Origin of the sequence: Methylopila sp. 73B (genome assembly GCF_000526315.1) — a bacterium.
Taxonomy (GTDB): Bacteria; Pseudomonadota; Alphaproteobacteria; order Rhizobiales; family Methylopilaceae; genus Methylopila.
The window spans coordinates 3,358,588-3,380,398 of the sequence record NZ_JAFV01000001.1; the positions used below are offsets into that span (position 1 = coordinate 3,358,588).

A 21,811-nucleotide genomic window follows, 5' to 3' on the forward strand; every position below is an offset into this window, starting at 1 on the left:
TCGTCCTCAACGTACGGCGTCAGCGCATGAGCTCCTCCCGCATCCTGCTCGTCATCGGCGGCGGCATCGCCGCCTACAAGACGCTCGACCTGATCCGCCGTCTGAAGGAGCGCGGCTTCTCCGTCCGCGCGATCCTGACCAAAGCCGCGGCGGAGTTCGTGACCCCGCTGTCGGTCGGGACGCTCACGGCGGAGCCGGTGTTCCAGGAGCTGTTCGACCTGACGCAGGAGCAGGACGTGGGCCACATCCGGCTCGCCCGCGACGCCGATCTGGTGGTGGCGGCGCCGGCGACGGCCGACCTGCTCGCCAAGATGGCGAACGGGCTCGCCAACGACCTCGCCTCGACCACGCTGTTGGCCACCACCGCGCCAGTGCTCGCGGTCCCCGCCATGAACCCGACGATGTGGGCGCACCCCGCCACGCGTCGAAACGTGGCCTGGCTCGAGGCGCAGGGCGTCGCGTTCGTCGGCCCCGAGGAGGGCCTTATGGCCGAGCGCGGCGAGAGCGGGCTCGGCCGGATGAGCGAGCCGCTCGCGATCGTGGCCGCCGTCGAAGCGCGGCTGCGGCCGACCGCCGGCGGGCTGGCGGGCCGGCGGGTGCTGGTGACGTCGGGCCCGACGCATGAGCCGATCGATCCCGTGCGCGTGCTGGCGAACCGCTCGTCCGGCCGCCAGGGCCACGCCATCGCCGCCGCCGCCGCGCGGGCGGGCGCGGAGGTCACGCTGGTGTCCGGCCCCGTGGCGCTGCCCGATCCCGCCGGCGTGACGACGGTCCATGTGGAGAGCGCCCGGGAGATGCTGGCCGCCGTGGAGGCCGCGCCGCCGGCGGACGTGGCGGTGTTCGCCGCCGCCGTGGCCGACTGGCGGGTGGCCGAGGACGCCGTCCAGAAGATCAAAAAGGGCGCAGGCGGCCCTCCGACGCTGACGCTGGTCGAGAACCCCGACATCCTGGCGAGCGTCGCCCGCAGGACCGAGGGGCGGCCGGAGTTGGTGGTGGGCTTCGCGGCGGAGACCGAGAACGTGCTGGACAACGCGCGCGCCAAGCTCGCCCGCAAGGGCTGCGACCTGATCGTGGCGAACGACGTTTCGGCCGGGGGCGGCGGCGTCATGGGCGGCGCGCGCAACACCGTGCATCTCGTCGGGAGCGGCGGCGTCGAATCCTGGGAGACAATGACCAAGGAAGCCGTCGCCGAGGCGCTCGTCGCGCGCTTCGCAGCCGCCCTGAGGCCGCGGCCATGACCGAACTCCGCATCCTGCGTCTCCCCCACGGCGAGGGGCTTCCGACCCCGGCTTACGAGACCTCGGCGGCCGCCGGCCTCGATCTGCCTGCGGCCGTGCCGGCGGATGCGCCGATCGTGATCGCGCCGGGCGCGCGCGCTCTTGTCCCGACAGGGCTGGTGCTCCAGTTCCCCACGGGGTTCGAAGCCCAGGTCAGACCGCGTTCGGGCCTCGCGCTTCGTCACGGGGTGACGGTGCTGAACGCTCCCGGGACGATCGACGCGGACTATCGCGGCGAGTTGAAGGTTCTTCTCGTGAATCACGGGGACGAACCCTTCGCGGTGACGCGTGGAGCGCGGATCGCCCAGCTGGTGCTGGCGTCGGTCGCGCGCGCCATGGTCGTCGAAGCGGAGGCGGTCGATCCCAGCGGGCGCGGGGAGGGCGGCTTCGGCTCCACGGGACGGTGAGGTCGGAAGGAGAGGTCATGAATTTGCTGCCGCGCCGCAGCCTGCTCGCCGTGGCGGCGGTCGTGGACATCGCCTACCACGCGCGTCCCACGCCGATCGCCGCCAAGATCCTCGCCGCCCGCCATGGCCTGCCCCCGCGGCATCTCGAGACGCTGCTGCAGGTTCTCGTGCGCACCGGCATCCTCAAGGGCGTCCGCGGACCTCGCGGCGGATATGAGCTCGCGCGCGAGCGCCGGCGCATCTCGATCGCGGACATCGTTCGTGCCGCCATGGGCGAGGAGGAGGACGTCGACGCGCTCGCTGCGCGCGAGGTCCGCGAGGGGGGCTCCCTGCTGGTAGCGGAGGTGGTCAAGCCGATGATCCGCTCCGCCTCCGAGAGCTTTCTCGAACGGCTCGACGAGATCAACGTCGAGGACCTGTGCCAGGAGGCCGAACGCCGTCGCGTGTTCGGCGACAGCCGGCAGACCTACGATTTCACAATATAGCGACGCATAATATCGATTTTATCGACAATGTTCTGTGGGTTTGGTAGGCTCAGACTAGAACATGGCCCGACGCGCAGAGGCGAAGGGCCCGAGAAACAGGTCTCCTAGGAGAGGTCCCATGAGCCAGCCTGCGTTCAAGACGGAAGCGGCCCCCGAGCGCGCCCCGGGCCGGGGCCGCATCTACGACAGCATCACCGACACGATCGGCGATACCCCGCTCGTCCGGCTGGACCGCCTCGCCAAGCACAAGGGCGTGAAGGCCAACCTGCTGGCGAAGCTGGAGTTCTTCAACCCGATCGCGAGCGTGAAGGACCGCATCGGCGTCGCCATGATCGACGCGCTGGAGCGCGACGGCGTGCTGAAGCCCGACAGCGTGCTCGTGGAGCCGACCTCCGGCAACACCGGCATCGCGCTCGCCTTTACGGCGGCGGCGCGTGGCTACCGTCTGATCCTCGTGATGCCCGAGACCATGTCGATCGAGCGCCGCAAGATGCTGGCGCTGCTCGGCGCGGAGCTGGTGCTGACCGAGGGTCCGAAAGGCATGAAGGGCGCCGTCGCCCGCGCCCAGGAGCTGGTGCAGGAGATCCCGAACGCGATCATCCCGCAGCAGTTCGAGAACCCGGCCAACCCGGACATCCACCGCCGCACCACAGCGGAGGAGATCTGGAACGACACGCACGGCGAGGTCGACTACATCGTGTCCGGCGTCGGCACCGGCGGCACCATCACCGGCGTCGGCTCCGCGCTTAAGCCGCGCAAGAGCACGCTGAAGATCGTCGCGGTGGAGCCCGAGGACTCGCCCGTGCTTTCCGGCGGACAGCCCGGACCGCACAAGATCCAGGGCATCGGCGCCGGCTTCGTGCCGGGCGTGCTCGATCGCTCGGTGATCGACGAGGTCGTGACCGTCGGCAACCAGACCTCGTTCGAGACGGCGCGCCTCGTCGCCCGCCTCGAAGGCGTCCCCGTCGGCATCTCCTCGGGAGCCGCGATCGCCGCCGCGCTGGAGATCGGCGCCCGGCCCGAGGCCGCCGGCAAGAACATCGTGATCATCATCCCGAGCTTCGCCGAGCGCTATCTCTCGACCGCGCTGTTCGAGGGCCTCTGAGAGCGGCGGCTTCCGCGTCCCGCCGGCTTTGGGATGGTCATGCTGACATTGGTCCGGCATGACCATCTGACATGACGCCCGTCTTTCGCTTCGCCCCGTCGCCGACGGGGCTGCTCCATCTCGGCCACGCGGCGTCGGCCTCTGCGGTCTGGCGCGCCGCGGAGGCCATTGGGGGACGCGTTCTGCTGCGGATCGAGGACATCGATCCGCAGCGGTCGAAGGCCAAGTTCGCCACGGCGATCGAGGAGGATCTGGCGTGGCTCGGCTTCCGCTGGGACGGCCCGGTCGTTCGCCAGTCCGAGCGCTTCGACTTCTACGCCGCGGCCCTGTCTCGCCTCGACGCGAAGGGGCTGCTGTATCCCTGCCGACTTTCCCGGGCGGACATCGCGGCCGCCGCGCCGCCGGCCGCTGCGCGCGATCCGGACGGCGCCGTGCGCCTGCCGCTCGGGGGCGCCCGTCCAGCCGATCCGGACGGCCCCGCCGCGCATCGTCTGAATATGGCGAAGGCGCTGGGGGCGCTCGGCGACGAGCGCCTTTTCTGGCGGGAGGAGGGCGTCGGCGCGATCGAGGCCCGGCCCGAGTTCTGGGGCGACGTCGTACTCGCGCGCAAGGAGACGCCGACGAGCTACCATCTCGCCGTGGTCGTGGACGACGCGGCGCAGGGCGTCACCCACGTCGTGCGCGGCCGCGACCTCTACGAGGCGACCGCCGTTCACCGGCTGCTCCAGCGCCTGCTCGATCTGCCGGAGCCCGCCTACCGCCACCATCCGATCCTGCTGGCGCCCGACGGCGGGAAGCTGTCGAAGAGCCGCGGCTCGCCGTCGTTGCGGTCGCTGCGGGCGGAGGGGTGGTCGCGCGAGGACGTCCTGCGCGCGGTCGGGGCGGCCTGAGCGGGCCTCGTCGCAGAAGCGTTATCGACCCGTCGCGCTTTGCGACCTAGGTTCAGCTCTGACGGCCGGCCGTCGAGGCCGCCGCCGCGCATGCCAGGAGACGATCATGCTGCAGGGCGAGGCCATCCGCACCAGGCTCATCGGCGACGCGGCGGAGCGGGCCAGCCAAGCGGACGGACCGCCGGCGGCCTTTGTCGAGGCCCTGTTCTCCCGCGCCGCGCTGGACGATCTCGAACCCCTTCAGCCGGACGCGCTCGCGACCCTCGCCAGCGACGCGTGGCGGCATCTGGCGCGCCGGGCCCCGGGGAAGGCCGATATTCGGCTGATCGACCCCGAACTCGGGGGCCGCGCCGAGACGACCGTCATCGAGATCGTCAACGACGACATGCCGTTCCTGCTCGACAGCGTGCTGGCCGAGCTCGGCGAGCGCGCCATGACGGCGGGGCTCGTGGCCCATCCCATCATCGCGGTGGAGCGCGACGCCGACGGCAGGCTCGCCCGCTTCCTCGGCGACGCCAACCGCGCGGAGGTGGAGGACACGCCGCGCGAGAGCCTGATCCACCTGCACGTCGACCGGATCGACGACGAGGCCGCCCGCGCCGATCTGGTCGCGGCGCTTGAGGACGTGCTGGCCGAGGTCCGAAAGGCGACCGAGGACTACGAGGCCATGCGAACGCTCGTGCAGGCGCAGGTCGCCGCCTTCAAGGAGACGCCGCCGCCGCTCGACGTCGGCGAGATCGCGGAGGCGATCCAGTTCCTGCAATGGCTCGACGGCGACGAGTTCATTTTCCTCGGCGCCCGCGAGTACGCGCTGAAGGGGGAGGGCGACGACGAGCGGCTGGAGCAGCTGTCCGAAACGGGCCTCGGCGCGCTGCGCGATCCCGCCGCCCGCGTGCTCCGTCGCGGCGGCCAGCTGGTCAACCTCACGCCCGAGATACGGGCCTTCCTGCACGAGCCGAAGCCGCTGATCGTCACCAAGGCGAGCGTGCACGCAAAGGTCTTTCGGCGGCGGCACATGGACTACGTCGGCGTGAAGCGGTTCGACGGCGACGGCCGCCTCGTCGGCGAGCTCCGCATCGTGGGCCTGTTCACCGCCTCGGCCTACACCCGGCCGGCCCGCAGCCTGCCGGTGGTCCGCCGCAAGATCGATCAGGTCATCCGCCGCGCGGGCTTCGATCCGGACAGCCACTCCGGCAAGGCGCTGGCGACCGTGCTGGAGACCCACCCGCGCGACGAGCTGTTTCAGGTCGACGCCGACGCGCTGTTCGACACCGCGATGGAGATTCTCGCGCTCTACGAACGCCCGCGCGTGAAGGCGCTGCTTCGGGTCGACCGGTTCGAACGCTTCGCCTCGGCGCTCGTCTACGTGCCGCGCGAGCGCTACGACTCCGCCGTGCGCGCGCGCATCGGTCAGCGGCTGGCCGAGCGTCTCTGCGGGCGCCTGAGCGCCTATTATCCCGCTTTCCCCGAGGGTCCGCTCGCCCGCGTCCAGTTTGTGGTCGAGCTCGACGGCCCGCCCCCGCAGATCGATCCCGCCGCGCTCGACGAGGACGTCGCGCGGCAGGCGGCGACCTGGGGCGACCTGCTGCGGACCGCGCTTTCGGCCAGCCGCACAGGCGCCGAGGCACGCCGGCTGGCGCAGCGCTACGGCCACGCGTTCGGCCGCGCCTACGAGTCGCGCACCTCGCCGGCGGAGGCTGTGGTCGATCTTGGCCACATCGAGCGCCTGCCGGCCGAAGCCGGTTTCGCGATCGACTTCTTTCGCCGCGACGGCGAGCCGGAGATCCGCCTGAAGGTGTTTTCGCGCGGGGCGCCGATCCCGCTGTCGCGCCGCGTCCCCATGCTCGAGAACATGGGATTCCGGGTGATCGAGGAGCGCAGCTACCGCGCGGAGCCCGCGGGTCTCGGGGCGGAGGCCCATGTCTTTATCCACGACATGGCGCTGGAGCGCGCCAGCGGGGGCGCGTTCGAGCTGACGCCCGCGCTCGACGCCCAGCTCGAGGCGCTGCTCATCGCGGTGCTGAACGGCGACGCGGAAAGCGACGGGTACAACGCGCTGGCGCTCGAAGGCGGTCTCGGCTGGCGGGACATCGCGCTGGTGCGGGCGCTCTCGCGCTACCTCCGGCAGGCGCGGGTCCCCTACGACCAGGACTACATGTGGACCACTCTGACGAAGCACGCGGGCGTCGCCGCGATGATCGTCGAGCTGTTCCACGTCCGCTTTACGCCGGGCGCGCCCGGCGACCGGGCCGCGCGCGAGGCCGCGATTGTCGCCCGCATCGAGGAGGCGCTCGCCGCCGTCGACAGCCTGGACGAAGACCGCATCCTGCGCCGGTTCGAGAACTTCGTGCAGGCCTGCCAGCGCACCAACTTCTTCCAGGACGACGCCGCGGGAGGGCTGAAGCGCACCTTCGCCTTCAAGCTGGAGAGCGCCAGGGTCGACGGCCTGCCCGCCCCGCGGCCGCTCTACGAAATCTCGGTCTATTCGCCGCGCGTGGAGGGCGTGCATCTCCGCTTCGGCAAGGTCGCGCGCGGCGGCCTGCGCTGGTCCGATCGGCCGCAGGATTTCCGCACCGAGGTGCTGGGGCTCGTGAAGGCCCAGCAGGTGAAGAACGCGGTCATCGTGCCGGTGGGCGCCAAGGGCGGCTTCGTGCCGAAGCAGCTGCCCGCGGCGCCTCGTGACGCCTGGTTCGCGGAAGGAACCGAGGCCTACAAGATCTTCATCAACGCGCTGCTGGACGTCACGGACGACCTGAAGGGCGACGAGCTGGTTCCGCCCGAGGCGGTCGTCCGCCACGACGGCGACGACCCCTACCTCGTGGTGGCCGCGGACAAGGGCACCGCCACCTTCTCCGACACCGCGAACGGCATCGCCGAGGCCCGCGGCTTCTGGCTCGGCGACGCCTTCGCCTCGGGCGGCTCCGTCGGCTACGACCACAAGGCCATGGGCATCACCGCGCGGGGCGCGTGGGAGGCGGTGAAGCGGCATTTCCGCGAGATGGACGTCGACATCCAGACCACGCCCTTCACGGTGGTGGGCGTCGGCGACATGTCGGGCGACGTCTTCGGCAACGGCATGCTGCTGTCGCCTGCGATCAAGCTCCTCGCAGCCTTCGACCACCGCGACATCTTCCTCGACCCCGATCCGGACCCCGCCGTCTCGTTCGCGGAGCGCAAGCGCCTGTTCGCGCTGCCGCGCTCGAGCTGGAAGGACTACGACGCCGCTAAGATCTCGGCCGGAGGCGGCGTCTTCGCCCGCAGCCTGAAGACGATCCCGCTGTCGGAGCCCGTCCGCGCCGCGCTCGGCTTCGACACGGCGAGCGCCACGCCGCAGGAGCTGATGAGCGCGATCCTCAAGGCGCCCGCGGACCTGCTCTGGTTCGGCGGCATAGGCACCTATGTGCGGGCGACGAGCGAGACCGACGAGCAGGCCGGCGACCGCGCCAACGACGCCATCCGCGTCGTCGCGCCGGACCTCCGGGTGAAGGTGGTGGGCGAGGGCGCCAACCTCGGCGTCACCCAGAAGGCCCGCATCGAGGCGGCGGCCAAGGGCGTGCGGATCAACTCCGACGCCATCGACAACTCCGCGGGGGTCAACACCTCGGACGTGGAGGTGAACATCAAGATCGCCTTCGCCGGCCCCGTGCGCGACGGCGCGCTGGCGCTCGAGGAGCGCAACCGCATCCTCAGCGAGATGACCGACGAGGTCGCGGGGCTCGTCCTCGCCAACAACTACGACCAGACGCTGGCGATCTCGCTCAGCCAGCGCGCCGGCGTCGACGAGGCGGGCTTCCAGTCGCGGCTGATGCAGGCGCTCGAGGCCCGCGGCCTGCTCGATCGCGCGGTCGAGACCCTGCCGGACGACGCCACGCTCGCCGAGCGCGTGCGCGCCGGCGATCCGCTGGAGCGGCCCGAGATCGCGGTGCTGTTGGCCTGGTCCAAGATCGCGCTCTACGACGACCTGCTCGCCTCCGGCACGCCGGACGATCCCTACCTCGCGAAGGAGCTGGTCCGCTATTTCCCGACGCTGATGCGCGAGCGCTTCGCGGAGGCGATCGCCGGCCACCGGCTGCGGCGGGAGATCATCGCGACCATGCTCGCGAACGCCATGATCAACCGCGGTGGGCCGGCGCTCGTGGTCCGGCTGATGGACCAGACCGGGGCGCCGCCGTCCCGCATCGCCGCCGCCTTCGCGGTGGCGCGCGACGCGTTCCGCATGGACGAGGTGCACGACGAGATCGACGCGCTGGACGCCAAGATCCCCGGCGCTCTCCAGCTCGATCTCTACGCCGGCATGCGCGAACTGCTGCTCCACCGCATGGTCTGGTTCCTCCGCAACGTCGATCTCGACGGCGGCCTTGACAGCGTCGTCGCCCGCTTCCGGGCCGGGGTGGACGCGGTGGCCGCCGGGCTCGACGACGCGCTCGGGCCTGACGCGGCGGCCCGCCGGTCCGCCCGGGCGACCGAGCTCGTGCGCGCGGGCCTGCCGGGCCCGCTCGCGGTGCGGTTCTCGGCTCTGCTCGCCATGGAGGGGGCGACCGACGCGGTGCTGATCGCCGAAAGGACCGGCCGGCCGATCGACGTCGCCGCGGCGGCGCTGTTCGCGGTCGCCGACGAGTTCCAGCTCGCCCGGATGGTGCGGTCGGCGCAGGCGATCGGCGTGGCGGACTATTACGACCGCCTCGCGCTCGACCGCGGGCTGGACCAGATCGGCTTCGCCGCGCGGGCCATGGCGGTCGCGGCGCTCGTGGCCCAGCCCGGCCTCGACGGGTGGCCGGCGGTGTCGGCGTGGGCCGAGAACGCTCCCGACGTCGCCCGCGTGCGCCGCGCGGTCGGCGAGATCGCCGGCGGCGGGCTCACGCTCGCGCGGCTGACGGTGGCCTCCAGCCTGCTCGGAGATTTGGCGCGGGACGTGGCGTAGACTGCGCGTCCCGCCACGCCTGCGTTACGCGAGCCCCATGCCCCAGCACCGAACCGTCTCCCGCCGCGCGGTCGCCGCGTGGGCGCTCTACGATGCGGCGACGCAGCCCGTGTTCACCTTGCTCGCGACCTTCGTGTTCGCGCCGTTCTTCGTGTCGCGGCTGATGGACGATCCCGCGGAAGGGCAGGCGCTGTGGGGCGTCGCGGCGGGAACCGCGGGACTGATCGTGGGCCTCGCCACGCCGCCGCTCGGCGCGATCGCGGACCGAACCGGCGGCCGCAAGCTGTGGATCGCGGGGTTCTCGCTCCTGATCGTCCTCGGCGCCTCGGCTCTGTGGTTCGCGGTCCCCGGCTCGGCCTACGCGGTTCCGATCGCGCTCGGCGGGTTCGTGATCGCGACCATCGGGGCGGAATGCGCCACGGCGTTCACCAACGCCATGATGCCGACGCTGGCGCCGCCGGAGCGGATCGGCCGTCTGTCCGGCCTGGGCTGGGCGACCGGCTACGTCGGCGGCCTGATCGCCTTGGCGATCGCGCTGCTGCTGTTCTCCGCCGATCTGGAGGACGGGCTGACGCTCGCCGGGATCGCGCCGATCCTCGGGCTCGATCCCGCAACCTCCGCAGGGGATCGCGCGGCGGGCCCCTTCTCGGCGCTCTGGTACCTCGTCTTCGCCGCCCCGCTGTTCCTGTTCACGCCCGACGTGGCGGCCGGATCTCCGCGCGGCGCGGTCAAGGCGGGCTTGAGCGACCTTTGGCGGACGCTGAAGAGCCTGCGACGATCGCCGGACCTCGCGCTCTTCCTGGCCGCTCACATGCTCTACGTGGACGGGCTCACTGCCCTGTTCGCCTTCGGCGGAATCTACGGGGCGGGCGCCCTCGGCTGGGGGCCGATCGAAACCGGCGTCTTCGGGGTGCTCGTTATCGTCTCGGGGATCGGCGGATCGCTGGTCGGCGGCTGGCTCGACGACCGCCTGGGGCCGGAGCGCGTGGTTGCGTGGTCGCTCGGGCTGCTGACGGCCGCCGCGGTGGCGATCGCCTCGATCGACCGCGCGCGCATCCTGTTTGTGGTGCCGGTGACGCCCCCGGTGCCGGACGACGCGCTGTTCTCGTCCGCCCCCGAGCGGCTGTTCATCGGCCTCGCCCTGGTGCTCGGCGCGGCCTCTGGCCCGCTCCAGGCGTCCTCCCGCTCGCTGCTGGTGCGCCTCGCTCCGAAGGAAAAGCTCACGCAGGCGTTCGGCCTGTTCGCGCTGTCGGGGAAGGTCACGTCCTTCCTCGGGCCGTTCGCGGTGGCGGCCGTGACCGCGCTGACCGACAGCCAGCGGGTCGGCGTGTCGGTGCTGATCGCCTTCTTCCTCGGCGGGGCGGCGCTGCTCGGCGCCGTCCGGGTGCCCGACGCGCGGGACTAGCGGCCTCCCGCCTCAGGGCGCGGCCTTGCCGCTCACGGGTTGCGCCGCGCGCGCCGATGGCTAGAGTGCGCCGCGCTCCAAGACCCTTGCGCTCCAAGACCCTCAGGACCCTTTCGCATGTCAGACGCCGCCTCCGTGAAGAAGGTCGTTCTCGCCTACTCCGGCGGCCTCGACACCTCCGTGATCCTCAAGTGGCTGCAGACCACCTACGGCTGCGAAGTGGTGACCTTCACCGCCGACCTCGGCCAGGGCGAGGAGCTGGAGCCCGCGCGCAAAAAGGCGGAGCTGCTCGGCATCAAGCCCGACAACATCTTCATCGAGGACCTGCGCGAGGAGTTCGTGCGCGACTTCGTGTTCCCGATGTTCCGGGCGAACGCGGTCTATGAGGGGCAGTACCTGCTCGGCACCTCGATCGCACGGCCGCTGATCGCCAAGCGCCAGATCGACATCCTGCGCGCGACGGGGGCGGACGCCGTCTGCCACGGTGCGACCGGCAAGGGCAACGACCAGGTCCGCTTCGAGCTCGCCTACTACGCGCTGGAGCCCGAGGTGAAGGTCATCGCGCCGTGGCGGGAGTGGGACCTGACCTCCCGCACCCGGCTGATCGAGTTCGCCGAGCAGCACCAGATCCCGATCTCGAAGGACAAGCGCGGCGAGGCCCCTTTCTCGGTTGACGCCAACCTCCTGCACTCCTCCTCGGAAGGAAAAGTGCTCGAGGACCCGAGCCTCGCGGCCCCCGAGGACGTGCACATGCGCACGATCTCGCCCGAAGAGGCGCCGGACCAGCCGACGCTGATGTCGATCGACTTCGAGAAGGGTGACGCGGTCGCGATCGACGGCGAGGCGCTGTCGCCGGCGTCGATCCTGACCAGGCTCAACGAGCTGGGCAAGGCTAACGGCATCGGCCGCCTCGACCTCGTCGAAAACCGCTTCGTTGGCATGAAGTCGCGCGGCGTCTACGAGACGCCCGGCGGCACGATCCTCCTCGCCGCCCACCGCGCGATCGAGTCGATCACGCTCGACCGCGGCGCCGCCCACCTCAAGGACGAGCTGATGCCGCGCTACGCGGAGCTCATCTACAACGGCTTCTGGTTCTCGCCGGAGCGCGAGATGCTGCAGGCGGCGATCGACCTGTCCCAGAAGGAGGTCTCCGGCCGCGTCCGGTTGAAACTCTACAAGGGCAACGTCATCGTCACCGGCCGCGAGAGCCCGAACTCGCTCTACAATCAGGAGCTCGTGACCTTCGAGGACGGCGCGGTCGCCTACGATCACCGCGACGCCGCGGGCTTTATCAAGCTCAACGCCCTGCGCCTGCGGACGCTCGCCGCCCGGAAGAACCGAGCGGAAAGCTGAGCGACGGGTCCTCGGGACGCGCGCGAACCCGAGCGGGTTTCGGCGCGCGTTTTAGGCCGGGACCGAGGGTCGTCTGGGAGGGCGCGCGGCCGCGCGGCCGGCGCGCCCTTGCGTTTCGAGCATATTTCGCGCATGTGTGCGCCGCACACGAGATAGAAGAAGCGAACAGGCGGGGCCGCGCGGGCGGCCCTGAAGCGAGAGCCCATGATACTCCACAATGTCGCGATCATCGCGCACGTCGACCACGGCAAGACCACGCTGGTCGACAAGATGCTGTCCCAGTCCGGATCGTTCCGCGAGAACCAGCGCGTCGCCGAGCGCGTGATGGACTCGAACGACCTCGAGAAGGAACGCGGCATCACGATTCTCGCCAAGGCGACGTCGATCGTGTGGAAGGACACCCGCATCAACATCGTGGACACGCCGGGCCACGCCGACTTCGGCGGCGAGGTCGAGCGCATCCTGTCGATGGTCGACGGCGTGATCGTGCTGGTAGACGCGGCCGAAGGCCCGATGCCGCAGACCAAGTTCGTGGTGTCGAAGGCGCTGAAGATCGGGCTTCGCCCGATCGTCGCGATCAACAAGGTCGACCGTCCCGACGCCCGCGCCTCGGAAGTGATCAACGAGGTGTTCGACCTGTTCGCGGCGCTTGACGCCACCGACGAGCAGCTCGACTTCCCGATCCTCTACGGATCCGGCCGCGACGGCTGGCTCGCGGCCTCGCCCGACGGTCCCAAGGACGAGGGCCTCGCGCCGCTGTTCGACCTGATCCTCAAGCACGTGCCGGAGGCCAAGACCGAGCCCGGCCCGTTCCGCATGCTCGGGACGCTGCTCGAGGCGAACCAGTTCCTCGGCCGCATCATCACTGGCCGCATCATCTCCGGCCAGGTCCGGCCGAACCAGACGGTCAAGGTGCTGTCGCGCGACGGCCAGCTGGTCGAGAACGGCCGCGTCTCCAAGATCCTGGCCTTCCGCGGCATCGAGCGCACGGCGATCGACGTCGGCGAGGCTGGCGACATCGTCTCGATCGCAGGCCTTGTGAAGGCGTCCGTCGCCGACACGTTCTGCGATCCGCAGGTGACCGAGCCGATCCAGGCGCAGCCGATCGACCCCCCCACCGTGTCGATGAGCTTCCTCGTCAACGATAGCCCGCTCGCCGGCACCGAAGGCGACAAAGTCACGAGCCGCGTCATCCGCGACCGGCTGCTGAAGGAGGCCGAGGGCAACGTCGCGCTCAAGGTCGAGGAAGCCGCCGACAAGGACTCGTTCATCGTGTCCGGCCGTGGCGAACTCCAGCTTGCGATCCTGATCGAGCAGATGCGCCGTGAGGGCTTCGAGATCGGCGTGTCGCGTCCGCGCGTCGTGCTGCAGCGCGACGAGGCGACCGGCGAGATCGTCGAGCCGATCGAAGAGGTCGTGATCGACGTCGACGAGGAGCATTCCGGCGTCGTCGTGCAGAAGATGTCGGAGCGCAAGGCCGACATGCTCGAGATGCGCCCGTCCGGCGGCAACCGCCTGCGCCTGATGTTCCACGCGCCGACCCGCGGCCTCATCGGCTACCAGGGCGAGCTGCTGACGGACACCAAGGGCACGGCGATCATGAACCGCCTATTCCACTCCTACGGCCCGTTCAAGGGCGAGATCGCCGGCCGCAACAACGGCGTGCTGATCGCGAACGAGGCCGGCGAGGCGGTGGCCTACGCGCTCTGGAACCTCGAAGACCGCGGCCCGATGATCATCGAGCCGGGCTGGAAGGTCTATCAGGGCATGCTGATCGGCATCCACTCGCGCGACAACGACCTCGAGGTCAACGTCCTCAAGGGCAAGAAGCTCACCAACATCCGCACCCAGTCGAAGGACGAGGCCGTGCGCCTCACGCCTCCGATCCGGATGACGCTAGAGCGCTCGCTCGCCTGGATCCAGGACGACGAGCTGGTCGAGGTGACCCCGAAGTCGATCCGGCTGCGCAAGCGCCTGCTCGATCCGAACGCCCGCAAGCGCGACAGCCGCAAGGGCGAAGCCGAAGTCGCGTAAGGCTTGACGAAAGGCGGCGTCGTCCGGGCTCCATGAGCCGGGCGAGCCGCCCTTTTTTCATCGTGCCGCCTGCACCAGGCGCATCCTGTCTCCGAGGATCACGAGCCCCGACAGCAGGCCCGAGCGGTAGGCGCCGGTGTCCAGGTTGATCCGGTGCGGATGGTCGAGATCCACGCCGCGCTGGGGCGTGTGGCCGTGGATCACGGCGACGTTCTCGGCGTAGGGGCCCGCGCTCTCCAGCCAGGGCCGGCGGATCCACATCAGGGTCCGGTCGGTCTGCGCCGCGAGCGACGTCTGCGGGTCCAGCCCGGCGTGAACGAAGACCAGATCGCCGATCCGCCACAGCGTCGGCCGCGCGTCGAGCCATTCCAGCAGGTCCGGGCCGATCGCCTCCTTCAGGGCGTCCGTCCAGCCGCTCTCGCCGACGCGCACGCCCGCCTCGTCCGCCACCTCCCCGCCTCCGAACTCCAGCCAGTGCGCGACGACCTCGGGTCGAGGCTCGGCCAGCACGTCAAGCAGGACGTCCTCGTGATTGCCCCTCAAGGTGATCGCGGTCGCGCCTTGCGGCGCGGCGCGCGCGAGCCGTAGCGCGGCGAGGCTTCCCGGCCCGCGGTCCACCAGGTCGCCGACGCTGACGAAGATCCGCTCCGGCGCCGACGCGATCTCTTCCTCCAGCACGTCGCGCAGGGCCGCGAACAGGTCGATCTGGCCATGGACGTCGCCGACGGCCGCGATCGCGACCCCCGGCGGCGCGGGACGGATGGCGGGACGCCACTCATGGCGCAGGACGGTGACGGCGACCATGGCGGGCTCTACGAAAGACGAACGGACACGATCGAAGACATAACGCGCCGTGCGCGGTTCGCGATGCGGAAACGCGAACGGCCCGCGAGGGGTCTCCCCGCGGGCCGTCGAAGCGTCAAGGACAGGCCGGCGCATGCGGCCCGTCGATCCTTCGGATCAGTGCGCGATCATCGCGACGAACAGCTGGCCGCGCTTGGAGTCGAGCTCGGCGGCGGTGAGCTTTCCGTCCTTGTCGGCGTCGGCGCCCTTAAAGCGCTTGCGCGCGATGCTGAGCCACTCGTCGAGCTCGAGCGTCTTGTCGCCGTCCTTGTTGGCGCGCTCCCAGTCCTTCGCCGTCAGGCGGCCTTCGGTCTCGTTCGGCTCGAGGGTCTTGTCGCCGTCCGGATTGATCGCCTGATAGGTGTCGGCGGCGAGCATCAGAGCCTCGGGCAGCTCGATGGTCTGATCGCCGTCCTTGTTGTACTTCGCCAGAACTTCCGCGCCGGTCATGGTCGTCGCGGCCTGCGCCACGAGGGGAGCCGCCACGAGGACAAGCGCCGCTGCGGCGGCGCCAAGACGATGAGTGATCACGCTCATGGTGTTTTCCTGATAATAATAAGCTTAAACGGAGCAATCGGCAGCGGTGACTCCGCGCGCAACAACAAACCTTGCGGAACCACGCTGCATGGGCTCCTTATAAGCGTTTTATAAGTGTCGACCAGAGCCGACGCGCAAAAAGCCGCTGAAGTCAGCCCGCCTCGACGAGGCGCGCCGCTTGCTCCACCCATTTGTCGCGCGCGATACGGCCGGGCGGCGTCATCTTGGCGTCCAGCGACACGCGCTCGTCCTCGGTCATCCGCGCGATCTGCCAGTAATGGAAGATCCCGGCCTCGTTGAGCACGGCCTGCAGCTTCGGCCCGACACCGGTGATCCGGGTGAGGTCGTCGGCCGGGCCCTGCGGCTCGGCGAGCCGGGTCGCGCCGTTCGACCTCGCGCGCTTGGCCGTGGCGCGAACCTTGACGGCGGCGTCCGCGCCCGTCGAGGCCTTCGCCTCGGCGCCGACGTCGGCGGGCTCCGCCTTCTGAGGTGCCTCGGCGGGCGCAGCGGGCTTCGACGGCGACGCGGCGCGCGGCTGGTTCGACAGGATGAAGTCATGGATGCGCGGGGCGATCTGCGACCGGAATCGCGAACCGTTGAACACGCCGTAGTGGCCGACCTTGTCCTGCAGATAGTGGACGCGCTTGTCGTCGGAGAGGCTGGAGCAGAGCGTATGCGCCGCCTTGGTCTGGCCGACGCCCGAGATGTCGTCGCGCTCGCCCTCCACCGTCATCAGAGCGCAGCGGGTGATCTTCGAGCAGTCCACCGGCTTGCCGCGGTGGGTCATCTCGCCCTTCGGCAGCGACTGCCGCACGAACACGGTGTCGACCGTCTGGAGGTAGAACTCCGCGGTGAGGTCCATCACCGCAAGGTACTCGTCGTAGAACTCGCGGTGTTTCTCGGCGCTGTCGCCGTCGCCGTCCACGAGGTGGTTGAAGAACTCCTTGTGGGCCTCGACGTGCCGGTCGAGGTTCATCGACACGAAGCCCGTCAGCTGCAGGAAGCCGGGGTAGACCTGACGCATGGCGCCGGGGTGCGGCCACGGCACCATGGTCACCACGTTGCGCTGGAACCACTCGGTGCCGCGGTCGATCGCGACCTGGTTGACGGCGGTCGGGTTCTCGCGTGTGTCGATCGGGCCGCCCATCAAGGTCATGGAATGCGGCACGAAGGGGTCGTTGTCGGCTTCCATGCGCGCGACAGCGGCGAGCACCGGCACGGCGGGCTGACACACCGCCATCACGTGCACGTCGCCCTTCATGAAGCGGAACATCGAGATGAGGTAGTCGATGTAGTCGTCGAGGTCGAAGGACCCGTCGGTGACCGGGACAAGGCGGGCGTCGGTCCAGTCGGTGATGAAGAGGTCGTGGTCCGGCAGCATGGCCTCGACGGTGCCGCGCAGCAGCGTGGCGTAGTGACCGGACATCGGCGCGACGATCAGCAGCTTCGGCTGCTTGCGGGCGCCCGGCCGCATCGCGCGCTCGAAATGGACGAGGTTGCAGAACGGTCGGCTCCAGACCGCCTTCTCGGTCACCGCCAGCCGTTCGCCGTTGACGAGCGTCGTGGCGAGGCCGAACTCGGGCTTGCCGTAGCGGCGCGTCGCGCGCTCGAACACCTCGCACATCGCCCCCATCTTCCGACCCCAGTCGGTGTGGGAGGCCGGGTTCGCGGGGTTCTTGAAGTAGAGCCGACCGGCGTCCGCCAGCGCTCGGGCCGGCCCCAGCGAGGATTGCGCCGCCTCGTACATCCAGTACAACGGCATGGTCGTCAGCGAGCCGCCCCAGTCGGCGGTGGCGGGCGCCCCGCCAAACTCGCCGATACCCGCGCTCTTGATGTCTCTCGGCATCGCTCATCCTTCCGGATATGTTGCGTCGCACAACCTGCCAGACGATTCCGCGCTTCGGCCGCGCCGTCAATCCATCCGATGGCGCCGGCTCTCCGCCGGGGGCGAAGCGCGTGTAAGGTGGTCGCCGTGACCCTCGACATCTCCCACGCCCGCGAGCGCCTGTTCTTCGTCCAGCACCGCCTTCGGCTCGACACGCTCGTGCGCTTGCGCTGGCTCGCTGTCGCGGGTCAGAGCGCGGCGGTGGTGCTGGTCCACGCGGCGCTCGGCTTTCCGCTGCCGCTCGCCGCGTGCTTCCTCGTCATCGCGCTTTCCGCCGGGTTGAACGTTCTGCTGCGCCTGCGGTTTCCGGTGACGCACCGGCTCGCGCCGCAGGCGGCGGCGGCGCTGCTCGGCTACGACGTGCTGCAGCTTGCGGCCCTGCTCTACCTCACGGGCGGGCTGGAGAACCCCTTCTCCGTCCTGTTCCTCGCGCCGGTCATGATCTCGGCGACGGCGCTGCCGCCGAAGGCCACGTTGTCGCTCGCGGCGCTCGTGGTCGCCTGCGCGACCCTGCTCGGCCTGGTCCATCGCCCGCTGCCCTGGTCGGGCGCCGAGCCCGTCGACATGCCGTTCCTTTATGTGGCGGGCATCTGGTGCGCTCTGCTGCTGGCGCTTTGCTTCATCGGCGTCTACGCGTGGCGCGTCGCGGCCGAGAGTCGGGAGCTCGGACAGGCGCTGGCGGCGACCGAACTGGTGCTCGCACGCGAGCAGCACCTGTCCGCGCTCGACGGCCTCGCCGCAGCGGCCGCCCACGAACTTGGAACGCCGCTCGCCACCATCGCGCTCGTCGCCAAGGAGCTCGAGCGGGGGATGGAGGCCGGCCCCCAGCGCGACGACATCGTGCTGCTGCGCGAGCAGGTCGACCGCTGCCGCGACATCCTCAAGAAGCTGACGTCGCTCGACGAGCACGGCGCGCCTTTCGACATCATGGCCATGGGCCACCTGATCGAAGACGTCGTCGAGCCGCACCGCAATTTCGGCGTGGCGCTGCGGGTCGCGCTGATCGGCGACCGGGCGACCGAGCCGCACTGGCGCCGCAACCCGAGCGTTTTGTATGGCCTCGGCAACATCGTGGAGAATGCGGTCGACTTCGCCCGGTCGAGCGTGCGCGTGACCGCCGGCTGGGATGCGGCGCGGGTCACGTTGGAGATCGCGGACGACGGCCCGGGCTTCGCGCCCGAGATCCTCGCCAAGGTGGGCGAACCCTATGTCTCCACCCGCTCGGACGACCGCGGCCACGACCAGGAGGCCGGCGGCCTCGGGCTCGGCGTCTTCATCGCCAAGACCCTGCTGGAGCGGTCGGGTGCGACGATCGAGATCGGCAACGCCGCGGCGCCGGAGGAGGGGGCGGTGGTGCGCGTCGCCTGGCCGCGCGGGCGTTTCGAAGCTCAGGAGCGCGGCCTGTTCGGCTGATCCGCGCCGTGGACATGAGCTCCGGCGTTGACGCGCGGGCGCTTCGTTGCTAGGAGACCGCCACTCGCGGCGGGCCTGAGCTCGCCGCTCGTCATTTTATCGCCGCCCCTGCGCTCGACGCTCGCGGCGCATCGGATCAAGGAACGAGACGCCCATGGCCAACACGCCGTCGGCCAAAAAGGCCGCCCGTAAGATCGCTCGCCGCACGCTCGTGAACGGCGCCCGTCGCAGCCGCGTGCGCACCTTCCTCCGCAAGGTCGAAGAGGCGCTGGCCTCCGGCCAGGCGGACGACGCCCGCAACGCTCTCCGCGCCGCCGAGCCGGAGATCATGCGCGCCGCCCAGAAGGGGGTGCTGCACAAGAACACCGCCTCGCGGAAGGTCTCGCGCCTCGCCGCTCGCGTGCGCGCCCTCAGCGCCTGAACGACGGTTTCAGGACGCGTCGAAACCCGGCCTCGCGGCCGGGTTTTTTCGTTTGTGGCGCCTGCGCGACGGGCTCCATGAACGCGCCGCTGCCCGGATTCCGCGCTTGACTCCGATTTGTGAAGGATTCGCAACAGATCGAGTCCATCCGGCCTAGGCGAGCAGGAAAAATCGATGTATCTCAATGCCTTAGGGGCAAGACCTCGAAAGGGACCCGGAATCCGCCCCGTCACGGGGTAGTCGCATGGGTCCGGAGGACAAGATTCGACACCTTGGAGTCGCTTTTGGAGGACCTTCCGGGACGCTGTGATTTTGCTGGCTACCCAAGGTTTTGCGGAGGTCTGGGCGCTTCGGTCGGCTGACGCTGCGGCGATATGAATCGATTCGTTTGGGAGTCGGCATTGCGCCGTTTTAGACCGCTGTGTATCGTCTGAACCCATGGAGACGCCGCAAATATCTTTCTTCCACAGAAACATAAAAGCGGATCATCCGGAGATAACCTCCAGTCGTTCAAAGTATTTTTTGTGTGCGCTGGCTGCTTATCACCTGAGTTAGTGTTCCAGGATATTTAAAGCCGTGGCCCGGCGAGACGTTCCCAACCAGGGAGCCTCGCCGCACGGCCAGTCGTGACAACGTGAAATGGGAGCGTCGGGCGAGTCCGGCGAAGGCTAGTCTATGTCTCAGACGAAAGGGCATCCCTACGCTGGCGACGTGACGCCCACCGAGGCTTGGGCGGCGCTCGGGAGCGACGGCGCGGCGGCGATGGTCGACGTGCGGACCAGCGTCGAGTGGACCTTCGTCGGCGTTCCCGATCTCTCGCCGCTGTCGAAGCGCGCGGTGCTGCAGGAATGGCAGACCTTTCCGACCATGCAGGTCGATCCCGAGTTCCCCGCGAAGGTGGAGGGCGCGCTCGCCGCCGCCGGAGCGAGCAAGGACGTTCCCGTGTTCTTTCTCTGCCGCAGCGGCGCGCGGAGCCAGGCTGCGGCGGCCGCGATGGCCGCGGCGGGCTGGACCCGCTGCTACAATGTCGCCGGCGGCTTCGAAGGCCCTCTCGATCAGGACCGCCACCGCGGCGCCGCCGCCGGCTGGAAGGCCGACGGCCTTCCCTGGATCCAGAGCTGATCCGTCTCCGCCAATCTTTTCGACCGCCGCATCAGCTTCCCCCGGAGTGGTCCCTATGCCTTCAGCGCAACCCGAACGACGTTTCCCTGCGACTCCGGCGGTCGGCGAGATGACCGAGGGGGAGGCCGCGTGGCGGAAGGCCAGCGAAAGGCTGCGCGCCGAGTTCGGGGACGACGTCTACGCGAGCTGGTTCGCCCGCCTGGTGCTCGACCGGATCGAGGACGGCGTGGCCCATCTGACGGTGCCGACGCGCTTCCTGAAGAGCTGGATTCAGTCGCACTACGCCGACCGCATCGCGGCGGTGTTCGGCGAGGAGCGGTCGGACGTCACCCGCATCGCCCTTGGCCTCCGTGTCGCGGCGCCGAAGCTTGCGACCAACGGCGGCGACGTGGTGACGTCGCCCGCCCCGCGCGAGCCCTTCTTCGACCGCGCCGCCCAGGCCGGCGCGGCTCCCGCGTCGCAGTCCGGCTCCAGCCGCCCATCGGAGCACCAGCGCCTTCCCGGCTCGCCGCTCGACCGGCGGCTGACCTTCGACACCTTCCTCGTCGGCCGCGCCAACCAGCTCGCCTACGCGGCTGCGCTGCAGGTTGCGAACGCCAAGGCCGGCGACCCCGTGACCTTCAACCCGCTGGTGATCCACGCGGCCGTCGGACTCGGCAAGACCCACCTGCTGCAGGCGACGGCGCACGCCGTCGAGGCCTCCGGCCGGCGCGTCATGTACCTCACCGCCGAGAAGTTCATGTTCGACTTCGTCGCGTCGCTGAAGGGGCAGACCGCGCTCGCCTTCAAGGAGAAGCTGCGCGCGATCGACCTGCTGGTGATCGACGACCTGCAGTTCCTGCAGGGCAAGGTGGTGCAGCAGGAGTTCGGCCACACGCTGAACGCCCTGCTCGACGGCCGCCAGCAGGTGATCGTCGCCGCCGACCGCGCGCCGTCCGAGCTCGAGGGCGTCGACGAGCGGCTGCGCTCGCGTCTCGCCGGCGGCCTGACGCTGGAGATAGGCTCGCTCGACGAAGAGCTGCGCGCCAAGATCTTGGTGGAGCGGATCGCCGCCGCCCGCGCCGTGCATGTGAAGTTCGACGTGCCGTCCGAGGTGATCGCCTATGTGGCGAAGATCATCACGGCGAACGGCCGCGATCTCGACGGCGCGGTGAACCGCCTGCTGGCGCACAACACGCTGACGGGCGCGCCGATCACGGTCGAGATGGCGGAGACGGCGCTGCGCGACCTCGTGCGCCAGGTCGAGCCGAAGCGCGTCAAGATCGAGGACATCCAGCGCATCGTCGCGAAGCACTACAACGTCAGCCGCGCCGACGTGCTGTCGTCCCGCCGGACTCAGACGGTGGTTCGGCCGCGCCAGGTGGCGATGTATCTGTCGAAGCAGATGACCCTGCGGTCGCTGCCTGAAATCGGCCGCCGTTTCGGCGGGCGCGACCACACCACGGTGCTCCACGCGGTGCGCAAGATCGACGACCTGGCGAAGCGCGACCAGACCCTCTCCGACGAGATCGAACTGATCCGGCGCATGCTCCTGGAGTGATCCGGCGTGGGCGCAAACCCCTGCGGCGCAGGGCCCCGACCCTAGACTTTTGACGGGCGCGAGCGGCCCCTGCGAGCGTTGACTTCGCGCCTGCGGCAACCCTACTGTCCGCCCCGCTCGCGACCGGATCTGCCTGCCGGCGCGCCAAGTCTTGCCGCGCCGCTCGGCCCGAG

The 21,811-nt window shown here is 70.0% G+C and carries 16 protein-coding genes; 13 read left to right on the forward strand and 3 right to left on the reverse strand.

Going from position 1 to position 21,811, the window contains the following annotated elements:
* The first annotated feature begins 26 nt into the window (after positions 1 to 26).
* The 9 genes from coaBC (at position 27) to typA (ending at position 13,877) form a co-directional block, all read left to right on the forward strand.
* Positions 27 to 1,238 carry a bifunctional phosphopantothenoylcysteine decarboxylase/phosphopantothenate--cysteine ligase CoaBC gene (gene coaBC, locus K244_RS0116180; protein WP_020187326.1) on the forward strand — a complete coding sequence of 404 codons (1,212 nt, stop codon included), beginning with the start codon at positions 27 to 29 and terminating at the stop codon, positions 1,236 to 1,238.
* Positions 1,235 to 1,684: a dUTP diphosphatase gene (gene dut, locus K244_RS0116185; protein ID WP_020187327.1), complete on the forward strand. Its 450-nt coding sequence runs from the start codon at positions 1,235 to 1,237 to the stop codon at positions 1,682 to 1,684. Before coaBC ends, dut begins: the two co-directional genes overlap by 4 nt.
* Positions 1,685 to 1,701: 17 nt before the next feature.
* On the forward strand, positions 1,702 to 2,169 hold the full coding sequence (locus K244_RS0116190) for an Rrf2 family transcriptional regulator (protein ID WP_020187328.1): 468 nt from the start codon (positions 1,702 to 1,704) through the stop codon (positions 2,167 to 2,169).
* A 118-nt stretch (positions 2,170 to 2,287) separates the two neighbouring features.
* Positions 2,288 to 3,274: a cysteine synthase A gene (gene cysK, locus K244_RS0116195; RefSeq protein WP_020187329.1), complete on the forward strand. Its 987-nt coding sequence runs from the start codon at positions 2,288 to 2,290 to the stop codon at positions 3,272 to 3,274.
* Positions 3,275 to 3,345: 71 nt separating this feature from the next.
* Positions 3,346 to 4,164 (forward strand): tRNA glutamyl-Q(34) synthetase GluQRS, encoded by an 819-nt coding sequence (gene gluQRS / locus K244_RS0116200; RefSeq protein WP_020187330.1) that lies wholly within the window; start codon positions 3,346 to 3,348, stop codon positions 4,162 to 4,164.
* A 106-nt stretch (positions 4,165 to 4,270) separates the two neighbouring features.
* The gene (locus tag K244_RS0116205; RefSeq protein WP_020187331.1) at positions 4,271 to 9,085 is read left to right on the forward strand and encodes an NAD-glutamate dehydrogenase; all 4,815 of its coding nucleotides are present in this window, start codon (positions 4,271 to 4,273) and stop codon (positions 9,083 to 9,085) included.
* Between the two features lie 37 nt (positions 9,086 to 9,122).
* Positions 9,123 to 10,490 carry an MFS transporter gene (locus tag K244_RS0116210; RefSeq protein WP_020187332.1) on the forward strand — a complete coding sequence of 456 codons (1,368 nt, stop codon included), beginning with the start codon at positions 9,123 to 9,125 and terminating at the stop codon, positions 10,488 to 10,490.
* Positions 10,491 to 10,607: 117 nt separating this feature from the next.
* The gene (locus tag K244_RS0116215; protein ID WP_020187333.1) at positions 10,608 to 11,843 is read left to right on the forward strand and encodes an argininosuccinate synthase; all 1,236 of its coding nucleotides are present in this window, start codon (positions 10,608 to 10,610) and stop codon (positions 11,841 to 11,843) included.
* Positions 11,844 to 12,047: 204 nt separating this feature from the next.
* A complete protein-coding gene (gene typA / locus K244_RS0116220; protein WP_020187334.1) occupies positions 12,048 to 13,877 on the forward strand; it encodes a translational GTPase TypA in 1,830 nt (609 codons plus the stop codon).
* A gap of 57 nt (positions 13,878 to 13,934) precedes the next feature.
* On the opposite strand, the gene K244_RS0116225 is transcribed toward typA, so the two are convergent.
* The 3 genes from K244_RS0116225 to phaZ form a co-directional block, all read right to left on the reverse strand.
* Positions 13,935 to 14,681: a metallophosphoesterase gene (locus K244_RS0116225; RefSeq protein WP_020187335.1), complete on the reverse strand. Its 747-nt coding sequence runs from the start codon at positions 14,679 to 14,681 to the stop codon at positions 13,935 to 13,937.
* Between the two features lie 156 nt (positions 14,682 to 14,837).
* Entirely contained in the window at positions 14,838 to 15,257 is a 420-nt protein-coding gene (locus tag K244_RS0116230) for a hypothetical protein (protein ID WP_020187336.1), read from the reverse strand.
* A 151-nt stretch (positions 15,258 to 15,408) separates the two neighbouring features.
* Positions 15,409 to 17,019 (reverse strand): polyhydroxyalkanoate depolymerase, encoded by a 1,611-nt coding sequence (phaZ, locus tag K244_RS0116235; protein ID WP_024816553.1) that lies wholly within the window; start codon positions 17,017 to 17,019, stop codon positions 15,409 to 15,411.
* 210 nt (positions 17,020 to 17,229) lie between these two features.
* Between phaZ and K244_RS0116240 the strand changes: the two genes are divergently transcribed.
* The 4 genes from K244_RS0116240 to dnaA all read left to right on the forward strand — a co-directional run bounded on the left by K244_RS0116240 (position 17,230) and on the right by dnaA (position 21,638).
* Complete coding sequence (locus K244_RS0116240) at positions 17,230 to 18,555, forward strand: ActS/PrrB/RegB family redox-sensitive histidine kinase (protein WP_245259783.1); 1,326 nt, start codon at positions 17,230 to 17,232, stop codon at positions 18,553 to 18,555.
* 154 nt (positions 18,556 to 18,709) lie between these two features.
* Positions 18,710 to 18,976 (forward strand): 30S ribosomal protein S20, encoded by a 267-nt coding sequence (gene rpsT / locus K244_RS0116245; RefSeq protein ID WP_020187339.1) that lies wholly within the window; start codon positions 18,710 to 18,712, stop codon positions 18,974 to 18,976.
* Between the two features lie 675 nt (positions 18,977 to 19,651).
* A complete protein-coding gene (locus K244_RS0116250; RefSeq protein ID WP_020187340.1) occupies positions 19,652 to 20,098 on the forward strand; it encodes a rhodanese-like domain-containing protein in 447 nt (148 codons plus the stop codon).
* Positions 20,099 to 20,207: 109 nt separating this feature from the next.
* Complete coding sequence (gene dnaA / locus K244_RS0116255; RefSeq protein ID WP_020187341.1) at positions 20,208 to 21,638, forward strand: chromosomal replication initiator protein DnaA; 1,431 nt, start codon at positions 20,208 to 20,210, stop codon at positions 21,636 to 21,638.
* Positions 21,639 to 21,811: the final 173 nt, after the last annotated feature.